Origin of the sequence: Pantoea sp. GCM10028869, assembly GCF_042666835.1 — a bacterium.
GTDB classification, from domain to species: domain Bacteria; phylum Pseudomonadota; class Gammaproteobacteria; order Enterobacterales; family Enterobacteriaceae; genus Pantoea; species Pantoea leporis.
The window spans coordinates 350753-366386 of sequence record NZ_JBHTGO010000004.1; the positions used below are offsets into that span (position 1 = coordinate 350753).

The 15634-nt window shown below is 54.6% G+C and carries 13 protein-coding genes; 8 read left to right on the top strand and 5 right to left on the bottom strand.

Annotated features, from left to right (window positions below; all coding sequences use genetic code 11):
* Positions 1-2 precede the first annotated feature (2 nt).
* The 6 genes from nuoJ (at position 3) to ACFQW4_RS13035 (ending at position 6396) form a co-directional block, all read left to right on the top strand.
* Entirely contained in the window at positions 3-554 is a 552-nt protein-coding gene (gene nuoJ / locus ACFQW4_RS13010; protein WP_008105138.1) for an NADH-quinone oxidoreductase subunit J, read from the top strand.
* Positions 551-853, top strand: a complete 303-nt coding sequence (nuoK, locus tag ACFQW4_RS13015; RefSeq protein WP_007889334.1) for an NADH-quinone oxidoreductase subunit NuoK — start codon at positions 551-553, stop codon at positions 851-853. Before nuoJ ends, nuoK begins: the two co-directional genes overlap by 4 nt.
* The gene (gene nuoL / locus ACFQW4_RS13020) at positions 850-2685 is read left to right on the top strand and encodes an NADH-quinone oxidoreductase subunit L (protein ID WP_137386193.1); all 1836 of its coding nucleotides are present in this window, start codon (positions 850-852) and stop codon (positions 2683-2685) included. The genes nuoK and nuoL overlap by 4 nt, the downstream gene beginning before the upstream one ends.
* 84 nt (positions 2686-2769) lie before the next feature.
* Complete coding sequence (gene nuoM / locus ACFQW4_RS13025) at positions 2770-4290, top strand: NADH-quinone oxidoreductase subunit M (RefSeq protein ID WP_101763660.1); 1521 nt, start codon at positions 2770-2772, stop codon at positions 4288-4290.
* A gap of 6 nt (positions 4291-4296) precedes the next feature.
* A complete protein-coding gene (gene nuoN, locus ACFQW4_RS13030) occupies positions 4297-5754 on the top strand; it encodes an NADH-quinone oxidoreductase subunit NuoN (RefSeq protein WP_377725690.1) in 1458 nt (485 codons plus the stop codon).
* A gap of 189 nt (positions 5755-5943) precedes the next feature.
* Positions 5944-6396: a GNAT family N-acetyltransferase gene (locus ACFQW4_RS13035; protein ID WP_377725693.1), complete on the top strand. Its 453-nt coding sequence runs from the start codon at positions 5944-5946 to the stop codon at positions 6394-6396.
* A gap of 30 nt (positions 6397-6426) precedes the next feature.
* On the opposite strand, the gene ACFQW4_RS13040 is transcribed toward ACFQW4_RS13035, so the two are convergent.
* On the bottom strand, positions 6427-8085 hold the full coding sequence (locus ACFQW4_RS13040; protein ID WP_377725695.1) for a glucan biosynthesis protein D: 1659 nt from the start codon (positions 8083-8085) through the stop codon (positions 6427-6429).
* Between the two features lie 291 nt (positions 8086-8376).
* Here ACFQW4_RS13040 and elaB point away from each other — a divergent pair, with 291 nt between their 5' ends.
* Entirely contained in the window at positions 8377-8685 is a 309-nt protein-coding gene (elaB, locus tag ACFQW4_RS13045; RefSeq protein WP_101763663.1) for a stress response protein ElaB, read from the top strand.
* A gap of 144 nt (positions 8686-8829) precedes the next feature.
* Entirely contained in the window at positions 8830-10026 is a 1197-nt protein-coding gene (locus ACFQW4_RS13050) for a nicotinamide mononucleotide deamidase-related protein YfaY (RefSeq protein ID WP_377725698.1), read from the top strand.
* Positions 10027-10063: 37 nt separating this feature from the next.
* Here the strand turns inward: ACFQW4_RS13050 and yfaE are convergent, their stop codons facing one another.
* The 4 genes from yfaE to ubiG all read right to left on the bottom strand — a co-directional run bounded on the left by yfaE (position 10064) and on the right by ubiG (position 15593).
* Positions 10064-10324, bottom strand: coding sequence for a class I ribonucleotide reductase maintenance protein YfaE (yfaE, locus tag ACFQW4_RS13055; protein ID WP_061717835.1), 261 nt, complete (start codon positions 10322-10324; stop codon positions 10064-10066).
* Positions 10325-10326: 2 nt separating this feature from the next.
* Positions 10327-11457, bottom strand: coding sequence for a class Ia ribonucleoside-diphosphate reductase subunit beta (gene nrdB / locus ACFQW4_RS13060; RefSeq protein ID WP_101763665.1), 1131 nt, complete (start codon positions 11455-11457; stop codon positions 10327-10329).
* A gap of 53 nt (positions 11458-11510) precedes the next feature.
* A complete protein-coding gene (gene nrdA / locus ACFQW4_RS13065; RefSeq protein ID WP_101763666.1) occupies positions 11511-13796 on the bottom strand; it encodes a class 1a ribonucleoside-diphosphate reductase subunit alpha in 2286 nt (761 codons plus the stop codon).
* A 1071-nt stretch (positions 13797-14867) separates the two neighbouring features.
* The gene (gene ubiG, locus ACFQW4_RS13070) at positions 14868-15593 is read right to left on the bottom strand and encodes a bifunctional 2-polyprenyl-6-hydroxyphenol methylase/3-demethylubiquinol 3-O-methyltransferase UbiG (RefSeq protein ID WP_377725701.1); all 726 of its coding nucleotides are present in this window, start codon (positions 15591-15593) and stop codon (positions 14868-14870) included.
* Between the last annotated feature and the right edge of the window lie 41 nt (positions 15594-15634).

Consider the following 15634-nt stretch of genomic DNA (forward strand, 5'->3'; position numbering starts at 1 on the left):
GTATGGAATTTGCGTTTTATCTTTGCGGACTGGTGGCGGTGCTGACGACGCTGCGCGTCATCACGCACACCAATCCGGTACATGCGCTGCTGTACCTGATCGTTTCGCTGCTGTCGATTGCCGGCGTGTTCTTCTCAATGGGCGCCTACTTTGCCGGTGCACTGGAAATCATCGTCTACGCGGGTGCCATCATGGTGCTGTTCGTCTTTGTGGTGATGATGCTGAACCTCGGCAAAACGCAGCAGGATCAAGAGCGCGAGTGGCTCAAACCTTCGCTGTGGATTGGTCCGGGTATCGTCTCTTTACTGCTGCTGGCAGTGATGATTTACGCGATTAGCACGGCAACCGATCAGGGCATTGATGGCACCGTCATCGACGCGAAAGCAGTCGGTATCAGCTTGTTTGGTCCCTATGTTCTGGCGGTTGAGTTGGCATCGATGCTGCTGCTCGCGGGTCTGGTCGTGGCCTTCCATATTGGACGTGAAGAGCGTCACGGCGAAGTGTTGAGCAATCGTCAAGCTGATGCGCAAGCAAATAAGGAGGATCACGCATGATCCCGTTACAACACGGCCTGATGCTGGCCGCTGTGCTGTTTGTTCTCGGCCTGACCTCCGTGGTGCTGCGTCGTAACATCCTGTTTATGCTGATTGGTCTGGAAATCATGATCAATGCCTCCGCGTTAGCGCTGGTGGTAGCAGGCAGCTATTGGGGACAAGCTGATGGTCAGGTGATGTACATCCTGGCGATCAGCCTTGCGGCGGCGGAAGCGAGTATTGGTCTGGCGCTGTTGCTCCAGCTCTATCGTCGTCGTCAGACGCTGAACATTGACACAGTGAGCGAGATGCGCGGATGAATCTTCTCTATTTAACCGTATTATTTCCGCTGATTGGCTTCCTGCTATTGGCGTTTTCACGCGGTCGCTGGTCGGAGAACCTGTCGGCAGCAATCGGTATGGGTTCTGTTGGTCTTGCCGCATTAACCACTATTTATGCCGGTTTCGACTTCTTCAATCAGGGTCAGCAGCCGTTCACTCAGGCGCTGTGGACCTGGATTCACGTCGGCAACTTTGACATTAAAGTGAATCTGGTGCTGGATGGTCTTTCTCTGACCATGCTGTCCGTCGTCACCGGCGTTGGTTTCTTCATCCACATGTTCGCTTCATGGTACATGCGTGGTGAAGAGGGTTATTCGCGCTTCTTCGCTTACACCAACCTGTTCATCGCGAGCATGGTGGTGTTGGTGCTGGCCGATAACCTGATGCTGATGTATCTCGGCTGGGAAGGCGTGGGCTTGTGCTCCTATCTGCTGATTGGCTTCTACTACAGCAATCCAGAGAACGGCAAAGCGGCGATGAAAGCCTTTATCATCACCCGTGTCGGTGATGTGTTCCTCGCTTTCGCCTTGTTCATCCTCTACAACGAGCTGGGCACGCTAAACTTCCGCGAACTGGTGGAACTGGCACCCGCGCACTTCGCTGCAGACAACCACATGCTGCAGTGGGCAACCCTGATGCTGTTGGGTGGCGCGGTCGGTAAATCTGCACAGCTGCCATTACAAACCTGGCTGGCGGATGCGATGGCCGGTCCAACCCCGGTTTCGGCTCTGATTCACGCCGCGACCATGGTAACCGCCGGTGTTTACCTGATTGCACGTACCCACGGTCTGTTCCTGTTGACGCCGGAAGTGCTGCATCTGGTGGGTATCATTGGTGCGATTACCCTGGTGCTGGCAGGTTTTGCTGCGCTGGTGCAAACCGACATCAAACGCGTGCTGGCTTACTCCACCATGAGTCAGATCGGCTACATGTTCCTCGCGCTTGGCGTACAGGCATGGGACGCGGCGATTTTCCACCTGATGACGCATGCATTCTTCAAAGCCTTGCTGTTCCTCTCTTCAGGCTCGGTCATTCTGGCTTGCCATCACGAGCAGAATATTTTCAAAATGGGTGGCCTGCGTAAGAGCATCCCGCTGGTGTATGTCTGCTTCCTGGTGGGCGGTGCCGCCTTGGCTGCGCTGCCGCTGATCACCGCAGGTTTCTACAGTAAAGATGAAATCCTTTTTGGTGCGATGGCGAATGGTCACATCAATCTGATGGTGGCGGGTCTGGTGGGTGCATTCCTCACTTCGATCTACACCTTCCGCATGATCTTTATCGTGTTCCACGGTGAAGAGAAAATTCATGCTCACGCCGGTAAAGGCATTACGCATCACCTGCCGCTGATTGTTCTGATGGTGCTCTCCACCTTTATTGGTGCGCTGATCACGCCTCCTCTGGCGGGTGTTCTGCCGCAGAACGAGTTTGGTGAAGGCGGCAAAGTGATGCTGGAAATCACCTCAGGCGTGGTGGCCATTGTCGGTATCCTGATCGCAGCAGCTCTGTGGCTGGGTAAACGTCAACTGGTGACCAGTATTGCTAACAGCGCGCCGGGTCGTTTCTTCGGCACCTGGTGGTTCGCGGCCTGGGGCTTCGATTGGCTGTATGACAAGGTGTTTGTAAAACCTTATCTCGGCATTGCCTGGTTGCTGAAGCGCGATCCGCTTAACTCACTGATGAACCTGCCTGCGCTGCTGTCGCGTGTTGGTAACAAAGGTTTGGTGGTGAGCGAAAACGGTTATCTGCGCTGGTACGTGGCCTCGATGAGTGTGGGTGCCGTTGTGGTGCTGGCGCTGCTGCTGGTGATTTAAAGATTGATGAGCGGGGCGGGTTCGCTCGCCCAATTAGAATGTCAAAAATTGCCTGAAGTAAGGCAATAAAAAGGGAAGTTTGCCGTGTTATTACCTTGGCTAATTATCATACCTTTTGTCGGTGGCTTGCTCTGCTGGCTTGCGGAGCGTCTTGGCGCAAAAGTTCCGCGCTGGATTGCCATGATCACCATGGGCCTGACGCTAGCGCTTGGTCTGCAGCTGTGGTTGCAGGGAGGCTATTCACTGACGCAGGCTGCGGGCATTCCGCAATGGCAATCGACTTTCTCCGTACCGTGGATTCCGCGCTTTGGCATCAACTTCCATCTGGCAATTGATGGTCTGTCGCTGCTGATGGTGGTGCTGACCGGACTGCTCGGTTTGATGGCGGTACTGTGCTCCTGGAACGAAATTGAGAAATATCAGGGCTTTTTCCACCTCAACCTGATGTGGATTCTCGGTGGTGTGATTGGCGTGTTCCTCTCCATCGATATGTTCCTGTTCTTCTTCTTCTGGGAAATGATGCTGGTGCCGATGTATTTCCTCATCGCACTGTGGGGCCATAAAGCATCCGACGGTAAAACGCGTATCAGCGCGGCGACCAAGTTCTTCATCTACACCCAGGCATCGGGTCTGATCATGTTGGTGGCGATTCTGGCGCTGGTCTTTGTCCATTACAACGCCACCGGCGTGTGGACTTTCAGCTACGAAGAGCTGCTGAAAACTCCGATGTCGCACACCGTTGAATATCTGCTGATGCTTGGCTTCTTTATTGCCTTTGCGGTGAAAATGCCGGTGGTGCCATTACACGGTTGGTTACCCGATGCGCATAGCCAGGCACCAACTGCCGGTTCAGTTGACCTCGCAGGTATCTTGCTGAAAACTGCGGCTTACGGTTTGCTGCGCTTTAGCCTGCCGCTGTTCCCGAATGCGTCAGCAGAGTTCGCACCGATTGCCATGTGGCTGGGTATCATCGGCATCTTCTACGGTGCGTGGATGGCATTCTCACAAACTGATATCAAGCGACTGATCGCTTACACCTCTATTTCGCACATGGGCTTCGTGCTCATCGCCATCTACACTGGCAGCCAACTGGCCTTCCAGGGCGCGGTGATTCAGATGATTGCGCACGGTCTCTCTGCTGCGGCACTGTTCATTTTGTGTGGTCAGCTGTATGAGCGTCTGCATACCCGCGACCTTCGTCAGATGGGCGGCTTGTGGTCACGTATCAAATGGATTCCGGGTCTGTCACTGTTCTTCGCGGTTGCAAACCTTGGTATGCCGGGCACCGGTAACTTTGTTGGCGAATTTATGATTCTGACCGGCAGCTTCCAGGTGGTGCCGGTGATTATCGTCATTGCAACCTTTGGTCTGGTGTTTGCTTCGGTTTACTCCCTGATCATGATGCAGCGCGCTTACTTCGGCGAAGCAAAGTCGAAAGATCCGCTGCCAGGCATGTCACCGCGTGAGTTCATGACTATCGGCGTATTGGTGGTGTTGCTGGTGCTGCTGGGGATTTATCCTCAGCCGATCCTCGACACATCCCATGCTGCGATGAGTAATATTCAGCAGTGGTTTACCGCTTCAATTTCAACTACAAGGCCGTAATTCGCCATGACAATAACTCCTCAACATCTGATCGCGTTACTGCCGCTGTTGATCGTCGGATTGACGGTGGTGGTGGTGATGCTGTCCATTGCGTGGCGACGCAATCACTTTGTTAATGCCACGCTGACGGTGATCGGACTTAACATTGCGCTGTTTTCTCTGTGGTTTGTAGGCCAGGCGGGAGCGATGGACGTCACGCCGCTGCTGCGCGTTGATGGCTATTCGATGTTCTACACCGCACTGGTGGTGCTGGCGAGTTTAGCCACCTGCACCTTCGCTTATCCGTGGCTGGCCGGTTTCCCGGACAACAAAGATGAGTTCTATCTGCTGGTGCTGATTGCAGCACTCGGCGGGATCGTGCTGGCGAGCGCCAATCATCTGGCAGCGCTGTTCATCGGTATCGAACTGCTGTCACTGCCGCTGTTTGGTTTGATTGGTTATGCTTTCCGCCAGAAACGTTCGCTGGAAGCGTCGCTGAAATATACCATTCTGTCGGCGGCGGCCTCATCGTTCCTGCTGTTCGGTATCGCGCTGATTTATGCTGATTCCGGCAGCCTGAGCTTTGTGCTGCTGGGCAAAAGTCTGAGCGATAGCATGATTCAGGAGCCGCTGTTGCTGCTCGGTCTGGGCATGATGATTATCGGACTGGGCTTTAAACTGTCGCTGGTTCCTTTCCACCTGTGGACGCCAGATGTTTATCAGGGTGCGCCAGCGCCGGTTTCAACCTTCCTCGCTACCGCCAGCAAGATCGCCATCTTTGGTGTGATTATGCGCCTGTTCATGTACGCGCCCGTCACTGACAGCGAAGCGGTGCGTACCGTGCTGGGCATCATTGCGTTTGCGTCGATTCTGTTCGGCAACCTGATGGCGATTTCCCAGAGCAACATCAAGCGTCTGCTCGGTTACTCCTCTATCGCGCACCTTGGTTATCTGTTGGTGGCGCTGATTGCGGTGAAAACCCATCAGCTGTCGCTGGAAACCGCAGGCGTTTATCTGGCCGGTTACCTGTTCAGCAGCCTTGGCGCGTTCGGCGTAGTGAGTCTGATGTCGAGCCCTTATCGCGGTCCGGATGCCGATACGCTCTATTCCTATCGTGGTCTGTTCTGGCATCGTCCGATTCTGTCTGCAGTAATGACGGTGATGATGTTGTCACTGGCGGGTATCCCAATGACGCTCGGCTTCATCGGTAAGTTCTACGTTATCGCCTCGAGTGTGAACGCACATCTGTGGTGGTTGAGTGGTGCGGTGGTAGCGGGTAGTGCGATTGGGCTTTATTACTATCTGCGTGTGACGGTGAGTCTGTATCTCAGTCCGCCGGAACTGCACAACCGCGATACGCAAGCCAATTGGGCATTTACTGCCGGCGGCGTTGTGGTGCTGATATCTGCGATTCTGGTGCTGCTGCTCGGTGTTTATCCGCAGCCGCTGATTACACTGGTGCAGATGGCTCAGCCACTGATGTAATTCAGATTTACGAAACCACTGAATCAGGCCTGCGGGCCTGATTTTTTTTGCCTGCAGTTCACGGCATAGTGAGAGGTCGAGCACAGAGTCACCACGAGGTTTTCAGCTGCCGCTGCTGCTCACTGCGTTTGGCGTAGCCGGTGTGATATTCTCATCGGATCCCTTTTTTCGCTCAGACAAGGAAGCACCATGGAAATGCTTTGGCTTGATTGCCACCACAGTGAACTGACAGCGCAACAACTCTACACTTTGCTGGCACTGCGCAATCATGTCTTCATCGTGGAACAAAACTGTCCTTATCAGGATATTGATGGCCAGGATCTAGCTGCCGAAAATCGCCACATTCTCGGATTTCTCGACGGTAAGCTGCTGGCCTATGCGCGCGTGTTAACGCCAGCGCTAGACTCTGCATCGGTAATGATTGGTCGTGTGATTGTTTCTGAAGAAGCACGCGGTTTGAAGCTGGGCTATCGCTTGATGGAGAAGGCGCTGGAGAGCTGTGAAAAGTATTGGTCGCAGCGCGCTATTTATCTCTCTGCGCAGGCACATCTGGAAGGGTTCTACGGTCGTCTGGGCTTTAAAGCGGTGACTGAAGTCTACATGGAAGATGACATTCCGCACATCGGCATGCAAAAAGCATAACGGCGAGGATTGCTCCTCGCCGTTAATCAATCAGCCTGGCGTCATCTGCCGGTCATCAACGTATTTACGTTGATCTGGCGGCGGCGGGAAGTACTGATAGAGCCAGGTTTCACTCAGCGTCTCATCCCTAGTGCGCAGGAACAGGCGCATATCAACCGGTTTGGTCGAGTCGCTGTTTGGATACCAGTCAAACAGAATGCGGTAACCGTTGAGTGGCTCGACGTAGAGAATCTCAACCTGCTTAAATGTGCCTTCTGAAACGGTAATCACCGGCTCAATACCTTTCGGCGCTGCGGCTTTCAGATCGCCACCAACAAAATCAATGGCAAAGCGACGTGACCAGGTATCCGGGAAGTGTTCGCCTGGCGCCCAACCTTCTGGGAAGCCGCCGATACCGGTGCGCGTGGCATCGACACGCGCCAAACCACTGCGCACTGGTGGCAACTGGCTCCAGTAGAGTTTGTACTGGAAGCTGAACTCGCTACCGGCTTTTACCGGTTCTGACGGCTGCCAGAAGCACACCACGTTATCCAGCGTTTCCCCGGTGGTAGGAATCTCCATCACGTTAATGGCGCCTTTGCCCCATTTACCAATCGGTTCTACCCACAGGCTTGGACGTTTGTCGTACCAGCCAATCACATCCTGATAATTTTTGAAGTCATGATCGAGCTGCAACAGGCCAAAACCACGCGGGTTTTCGTCCTGATAGGCGTTGAACTGCAAACGCTGCGGGTTGTTCAGCGGACGTGCAATCCATTCGCCTTCACCGGTCCACATCGCCAGACGATCGGAGTCATGGATTTGTGGATGGTAAGTGTTACACATGCGGCGCTCGTTGGTGCCACAACTGAACATGCTGGTCATTGGCGCAATGCCAAGCTGGCGAATGTCGTTACGCGCAAACAGGTGGTTTTCCACCTCCATCACGACGCGTTTCTCCTCGCAGTGAATGGTGAACTTGTAGGCACCGGTGACGCTCGCGCCATCCAGCAGGGCGTAGACCACGAAAGTAGTGTCATCCGCTTTTGGTGTTTCGAACCAGAACGCGGTGAAGTCCGGGAACTCTTCTTTGCCGTTGCTGAAGGTGTTGACCGCCACGCCGCGCGCGGAGAGGCCGTACTGGAAGGTTTCATCAACCGCACGGAAATAGCTGGCGCCAAGGAAAGAGACGATATCGCGGCGCGCCAGTTCAGGTTTCTTAAACGCACGGAAACCGGCAAAGCCGAGATCGGTTTTACCAACCAGCTGCCTGGTATCAACGTTGGCGTTGTGATAATTGAACAGCTCCGGACGGAAGTGGATCTCACGCGCTTCACGGCTCTGGGCATCGACCGAGAACATGCGGATGCGGCGCTTGAAGCCCATACCGACGTGGAAGAATTGCACGTCCAGCTGACGATCGGGGATGTTATTCCACAGCGAGTGGTTAGCGTCGTACTGAATTTCGTTATAGGCCTGCGGAGTGAGATTGGCCAGGGTGTCGGGCAAGGGGCCGGGGGCGCCGCCCCAGGGCTGTTTTGCCAGCGCGGAGGCTTTCTTTTTCAGTGAGTCGAAATCGAAGCGAACCGCGGTACCGTCGGCGATACCATCATCGGCCCAGGCGGATTGTGCAAACAGCGTGGAGAGACCCGTCATGCCGCTAACAGCGGAGAGGGCCATGGACGCTTTCATAAATTTTCTACGATTCATGCCGGAAATCTAATCCTTAGCTGCTCGGGTGTATTTTGACTCTCGTAAGACGAGAAGCGTCTGACTACAGGGGGTTACGACAGTCGTGAAAATAAATAATTCAGTCTGCGGAAAATTTATCAGATTAATCAAATAAGCGAAGCAGAATTCGCGTAGCGGCAGCGTACATGACACAACTTTGCACTGCGGTGGATGAAACTCGGTGAAAACCTTGCAGTCGCCACCCAGCAAATCTGCAATTTATGACTATAGTTAAACCACAACGAGCAAGGAACATGGAGGAACTACATAGTGTCATCTTCAGATCAATTTGAAACGCACCTTGACGACGACCTGGCGCTGCTAACGGAAACGCTGGAAGAAGTGTTACGCGCATCAGGCGATCCGGCCGATCAGAAATATATCGAGCTGAAACTCAAAGCTGAACAAGCGCTGGAAGACGTGAAATCGCGCGTTAGCCATGCGTCAGACAGCTATTACTATCGTGCCAAAAACGCGGCCTATCGCGCCGATGATTATGTGCATGAAAAACCGTGGCAGGGGATTGGCATCGGTGCCGCCGCTGGCCTATTTGTCGGTTTACTGCTGGCTCGACGATAAGTTCCAACGGGCGCGACACGCTTCGCGCCCGCTTCCTGATTTCCTCGCCGCTTTTCCCGTTAAATCCCTGTTTCGCATCATCCGCGATTGTGTTTCGCCTGCGCGCTTCCTACAGTAAAGCGACAGGGAAAAGGAGAACGCAACGTGATACGTGTAGAAATGCTCTCAACGGGCGATGAAGTGTTACATGGGCAGATTGTCGATACCAACGCCGCGTGGCTGGCCGATGTGCTGTTCCAGCACGGTTTGCCGATGACCAGCCGTAGCACCGTCGGTGATGCAATGACCTCGCTGGTGGAGGCGCTGCAGAGCCGCAGCCAGATTGCTGACGTGCTAATCGTGAATGGCGGTTTAGGACCGACCAGTGACGATCTCAGCGCGCAGGCCGCAGCCATTGCCAGCGGCAGCGAGTTAGTTATCCAGCAACCCTGGCTGGAAAAAATGGAAGCCTGGTTCGCCAGCCGCGGACGTGTGATGGCACCGAGCAACCGCAAGCAGGCAGAAATCCCCGCCATAGCTGAGATGCTCGATAATCCGGTCGGCACCGCATGCGGCTTCGCGCTGCAGCTCAATCGCTGCTGGATTTTCTTCACCCCTGGCGTGCCGTCGGAATTTAAAGTGATGGTTGAGCAGGAGATTATTCCGCGCCTCAAAGCACGCTTTGAACTGCCTGAGCCACCATTGTGTTTGCGCCTCACCACCTTTGGACGTGGGGAAAGTGACATTGCCGCCGAGCTGGAGCCGCTCCCGCTGCCGGAAGGCGTGGTGATGGGCTATCGCTCATCGATGCCGATTATTGAAATCAAACTCACCGGACCCGCCAGCCAGCGCGTGGCGATGGAGCAAGTGTGGCAGCAGGTAAAACTGTTGCTGGCTGAATGCACCATTTTTGAAGGCACCGAAGGTTTACCGGCGCTGCTGGCGCGCGAGTTGCAGCAGCGTGGCTTCCATTTGGCGCTGAGCGAGCAGTTCACCGCCGGCTTACTTAACTGGCAGCTGGCCGCAGCGGACGTGGCGCTCAGCAAAGCAGAGATTCTGCCGCCGCAGGATGAAGATCTGGAAGCGCAGGTTGCGCGCACGCGTGACTGGGCGAAACAGCAGGGCGTGGCGCTGGCGTTGTCGGTGGGAAATTTAGTAGAAGGCGAAGTATCGATTGCATTGCATACGCCGGAAGCCAGCTGGGGCCAACGCGTAAAGTTCACTCATGGACGTCATAACGTGGAAACGCGGCAGAAAGTGGTGGCGATGATGGCGATGAACATGTTGCGTCGCTGGCTACACGGCAGTGAAGTCAGCACCGGTCACGGTTGGATTGATGTGCTGGAAACGGTGAAAAGCTGATTGATCACCAGGTCGCCATCAATGGCGGCCTGGTCAATCACAGCTCGATCTCAATCTCCCCTTTGGCGCGACAGCAGCACGGCAAAATCTCGCCTTGCTGCACAAACGCCAACGGGGTTTCGGCATAATCCACTTCGCCTTTTAGCAAACGCATGCGGCAAGAGCCGCAGTAGCCTTCGCGACACTGAAACTCAACGCACAGATTATTAGCTTCCAGCGTCGCCAGCAGATTGGGGTGATCTTCTGCGCACTCCAGCCGGGAGCCGGAGCTACGCAGAATAACAACAGAGCGGCTCATGCTTACAGCTGGAAGCCGTCGAAATCGTCTTCGCCCACTTCAGAATCAATCTGACCGACCAAATACGAGCTCACTTCAACTTCCTGCGGTGCAACCTGTACGTTGTCCGACACCAGCCACGAGTTGATCCATGGAATGGGGTTGGAACGCGTCTGGAACGGCAGATCGAGACCCACCGCCTGCATACGGATGTTGGTGATGTACTCGATATACTGGCACAGAATGTCTTTGTTCAGGCCAATCATCGAGCCGCCGCTGAACAGGTATTCTGCCCACTCTTTTTCCTGCTCGGCTGCCTTCTTGAACAGATCGAAGCATTCATCACGACACTCCGCGGCGATAGCTTTCATCTCTGGATCGTCTTCACCGGTGCGCAGCAGGTTCAGCATATGCTGGGTGCCGGTCAGATGCAGCGCTTCATCGCGTGCAATCAGCTTGATGATTTTGGCGTTGCCTTCCATCAGCTCGCGCTCGGCGAAAGCAAATGAACAGGCGAAGCTGACGTAGAAGCGAATCGCTTCCAGCGCGTTGACGCTCATCAGGCAGATATAGAGCTGCTTTTTCAGATCGCGCAGGTTAACGGTAACGGTTTTACCGTTGACCTGATGCGTACCTTCACCCAGCAGATGCCAGTAACTGGTCATCTCGATCAGGTCATCGTAGTACTTCGAGATATCTTCGGCGCGCGCCAGAATCTGCTCGTTGGTGACGATATCGTCAAACACCACCGCCGGATCGTTAACGATGTTACGGATGATGTGCGTGTAGGAGCGCGAGTGAATGGTCTCGGAGAACGCCCAGGTTTCAATCCAGGTTTCCAGCTCAGGGATGGAAATCAACGGCAGCAGCGCCACGTTCGGGCTACGGCCCTGAATCGAGTCCAGCAGCGTTTGATACTTCAGGTTGCTGATGAAGATGTGCTTTTCATGCTCCGGCAGCGCCTGGTAATCGATGCGATCGCGCGAGACGTCCACTTCTTCCGGACGCCAGAAGAAGGAGAGCTGCTTCTCAATCAGCTTTTCAAAGATGTCATATTTCTGCTGATCGAAACGGGCAACGTTGACGGACTGGCCAAAGAACATCGGCTCTTTCAGCTGGTCATTTTTGTTCTGCGAGAATGTGGTGTAAGCCATTTTGAGTCCAAATGTGAAGAGGGCCGACCAATGTCGGCCCTGACAAGATGAGATTAGATCTTACATGCGCCGCTTTCGCAGCCATCATCCTGAATGGAAGGTGCCAGATCGTCCTGTGCATCTTCTGCACCGTCGCGGGTGTTTTGATAGTACAGGGTTTTCACGCCGAACTTGTACGCGGTCAGCAGGTCTTTCAGCAGCTGTTTCATCGGCACTTTGCCATTCGCAAAGCGGCTCGGATCGTAGTTGGTGTTCGACGAAATCGCCTGATCGATGAACTTCTGCATCACGCCAACCAGCTGCAGATAACCGTCGTTGGACGGCATTTCCCACAGCAGTTCGTACTGGTCTTTCAGACGCTCATACTCTGGCACCACCTGACGCAGAATGCCGTCTTTCGATGCTTTGATGCTGATGTGTCCGCGCGGCGGCTCAATGCCGTTGGTGGCGTTCGAAATCTGCGAAGAGGTTTCAGACGGCATCAGCGCAGAGAGCGTTGAGTTGCGCAGACCGTGCGTGGTGATTGACTTACGCAGGCCTTCCCAATCCAGATGCAGCGGCTCGTTGCACACCGCGTCGAGATCCTTTTTATAGGTATCGATCGGCAGAATGCCCTGCGAGTAAGTGGTCTCTTTAAACCACGGGCACGCACCTTGCTCTTTCGCCAATTCGTTCGAGGCTTTCAGCAAGTAGTACTGAATGGCTTCGAAAGTTTTGTGCGTCAGATTATTGGCGCTGCCATCAGAGTAACGCACGCCGTTTTTCGCCAGGTAATACGCGTAGTTGATCACGCCAATACCCAGCGTACGGCGGCCCATGGCGCCGCGTTGTGCTGCCGGAATGGGGTAATCCTGATAATCCAGCAGTGCATCAAGCGCACGCACCGCAAGGGTGGCCAGCTCTTCCAGATCGTCAAGGCTGTTAATCGCGCCCAGGTTAAAGGCAGACAGCGTACACAGGGCGATTTCGCCGCTTTCGTCATTGACGTCGTTCAGCGGTTTGGTCGGCAGTGCGATCTCGAGGCACAGATTCGACTGACGAACTGGCGCGATGCTTGGATCGAACGGGCTGTGCGTGTTGCAGTGATCGACGTTCTGAATGTAGATACGGCCAGTTGACGCACGCTCCTGCATCATCAGTGAGAACAGCTCAACGGCTTTCACGCGCTGTTTGCGGATGCTGTCATCTTTCTCGTATTTGGTGTACAGACGCTCGAACTCGTCCTGATCGGCGAAGAACGCATCGTACAGGCCAGGCACGTCAGACGGGCTGAACAGCGTGATGTCTTCACCTTTCAGCAGGCGGGTGTACATCAGTTTGTTGATCTGTACGCCGTAATCCATGTGACGCACGCGGTTGCCTTCAACACCGCGGTTGTTTTTCAGCACCAGCAGGCTTTCAACTTCCAGATGCCACATTGGGTAGAACAGCGTCGCTGCGCCGCCACGTACGCCGCCTTGTGAGCAGGACTTCACGGCAGTCTGGAAATGTTTGTAGAACGGAATACAACCGGTGTGGAACGCTTCGCCACCGCGAATCGGGCTACCCAGCGCACGAATGCGGCCGGCGTTGATGCCGATACCGGCGCGCTGAGAAACGTATTTCACAATGGCGCTGGAGGTGGCGTTGATAGAGTCGAGGCTGTCGCCGCACTCGATCAGTACGCAAGAGCTGAACTGACGCGTTGGGGTACGCACGCCGGACATGATTGGCGTTGGCAGCGAGATTTTGAAGGTTGAGATCGCATCGTAGAAACGCTTCACGTAATCCATACGGGTTTCGCGCGGATAGCCAGAGAACAGGCACGCCGCCACCAGAATGTAGAGGAACTGGGCGCTTTCGTAGATTTCGCCGCTGACGCGGTTCTGCACCAGATATTTCCCTTCCAGCTGCTTAACCGCTGCGTAGGAGAAATTCATGTCGCGCCAATGGTCGATAAACGCGTCCATCTGCTCGAACTCTTCGGTGCTGTAATCTTCCAGCAGATGGCGGTCGTATTTGCCCATCTCAACCATTTTCACCACCTGATCGTACAGCTTCGGCGGCTCAAACTGGCCGTAGGCTTTTTTACGCAGGTGGAAGATAGCCAGACGCGCAGCCAGGTATTGGTAATCCGGCGCATCACGAGAGATCAGGTCTGCGGCAGCCTTGATGATGGTCTCATGAATGTCAGAAGTTCTGATGCCATCGTAGAACTGAATGTGTGAGCGCAGTTCAACCTGTGAAACTGAAACATTGTTCAGCCCTTCGGCTGCCCAATCCAGTACACGATGAATTTTGTCGAGATCAATGCGCTCCTGGCGGCCATCGCGTTTAGTAACGAGCAGACTTTGGTTCATGTCGCGTTTTTACCTGTCCATGCATGAATGACGTATTTATCCCCCATGTATGCACAAGGTTTATGCACAAGCCGCTCGTTGTGAGTAAGCCTGTGGATAAACACTATATATAGGGGGTGCGGGAAGTTTGAACAACAATATGGTGAGTATTCTAGTCAGCAATCTCTTCTTAACAAGAGTTGATTTTCACTAAAAAATCGTCATTACCGGCTGGCTAAAATCCTGGATCCGCATGCCGCAAGGCCTGCACTTAGTGTCAACCGCTCAGCACTTTTTTTTCACTTTATGATCGGACGCGTGTTTCTTGCTCAACCACCGCGCTTCAGGAATTTTCTTAGACAAAAAAAGCCCCGACAAGGCCGCCAGCAGCGAACTTATCTAAAAGTGCTTATGAATTTTTTGTGACTTGCTTAGCCTATAAAAAAGGCTGGTACGCGTCTAAAAGGAAATTGATCTGGATAAGAGGTCGCCATTAATGGCGTAATGCTTGCCAGTTAAGAAAGCATGTTGCTTTGAATAGGTAGCGGGCTCTGACACATCTGCTGCGTCACGGGCCGTCCTCGCGCCGCTGGCGCGGTGCCTTCGGCTTCCACGTTGTGCCAACGGACCGTTCGCGGATCGGCCGTCCTGGCCGGCCCCGAACTGCCTCGCGCATCCATGCGCGAGGCTCCTGGCCCAACGTAAAAGCCTCAGCGCTGCGAATAGCCCTTTCGCCGCAGCAGACGCGCCAGCGCCTCTGGCAAATGCGCCCTTTTCAACAACACGCACTGAAGCTTATGAGCAGGCCGGGGACGCTTTTGGGCCGGCAATCCGCAGCGCTGAACGAAGCGAGGAGGCCAGGAGAGCCCGCAGGACGCGGGCGAAAGGCGGAGCCGGGACATGGAAGTCCCGTCTCCGCCGGTCCGTCAGGCAGACGAGAGAAGTGAAGGCACCGCGTAAGCGGCGCGAGGACCGCCGGACTAAAAGTGGCTTCGGCGTGCGCACTCGCCGTTGGCTGAACTTACAAGCATTTCGCCATGAATGGCGGCCCTACTTGGACAGCGATTTTTAGTGATGCGCACCGCGATGACATCACTCCTGACGATGCGTATGAATCATGTAGTTCACATCGACACCGCGACCCAGACGGAACTGGTTGGTCAGCGGATTGTAGTGCAGGCCAATCATATTTCTTTCACGCAGCGGGGTTTCATCCACCCAGTTCAGCAACTCGGCGGGACGGATGAATTTCTTCACGTCGTGCGTCCCGCGCGGCACCATGCGCAGCACATACTCGGCACCAAATACCGCCAGCAGCCAGGCTTTTGGATTGCGGTTGATGGTGGAGAAAAACACTTCGCCGCCGGGCTTCACCAGCTGCGCGCAGGCTAAGACTACCGAGCGCGGATCCGGCACATGCTCCAGCATCTCCATGCAGGTCACCACATCATAATGCCCGGGGTGACTTGCGGCGTGATCTTCCACGGTTTGCTGCACGTAATTAACGCTAACGCCGCTCTCCAGCGCATGCAGACGCGCCACTTCCAGCGGCTCAGCGCCCATATCCAGGCCGCTAACCTCAGCGCCTTCACGCGCCATGCTCTCCGCCAGAATGCCGCCGCCGCAGCCGACATCGAGCACTTTCTTGCCGAACAGGCCATTACTATGCTGCGCTATCCAGCCAAGTCGCAGGGGGTTAATACGGTGCAACGGCTTAAATTCACCCTCTAAATCCCACCAGCGGGATGCCACGGCCTCAAACTTGGCGATCTCGGCGTGGTCGACGTTCTGGCGGCTTTCCTGCGGTTGTTCACTCATTGAATCATCACTCCAGACAAAATATTCCCTCAGTATAAACG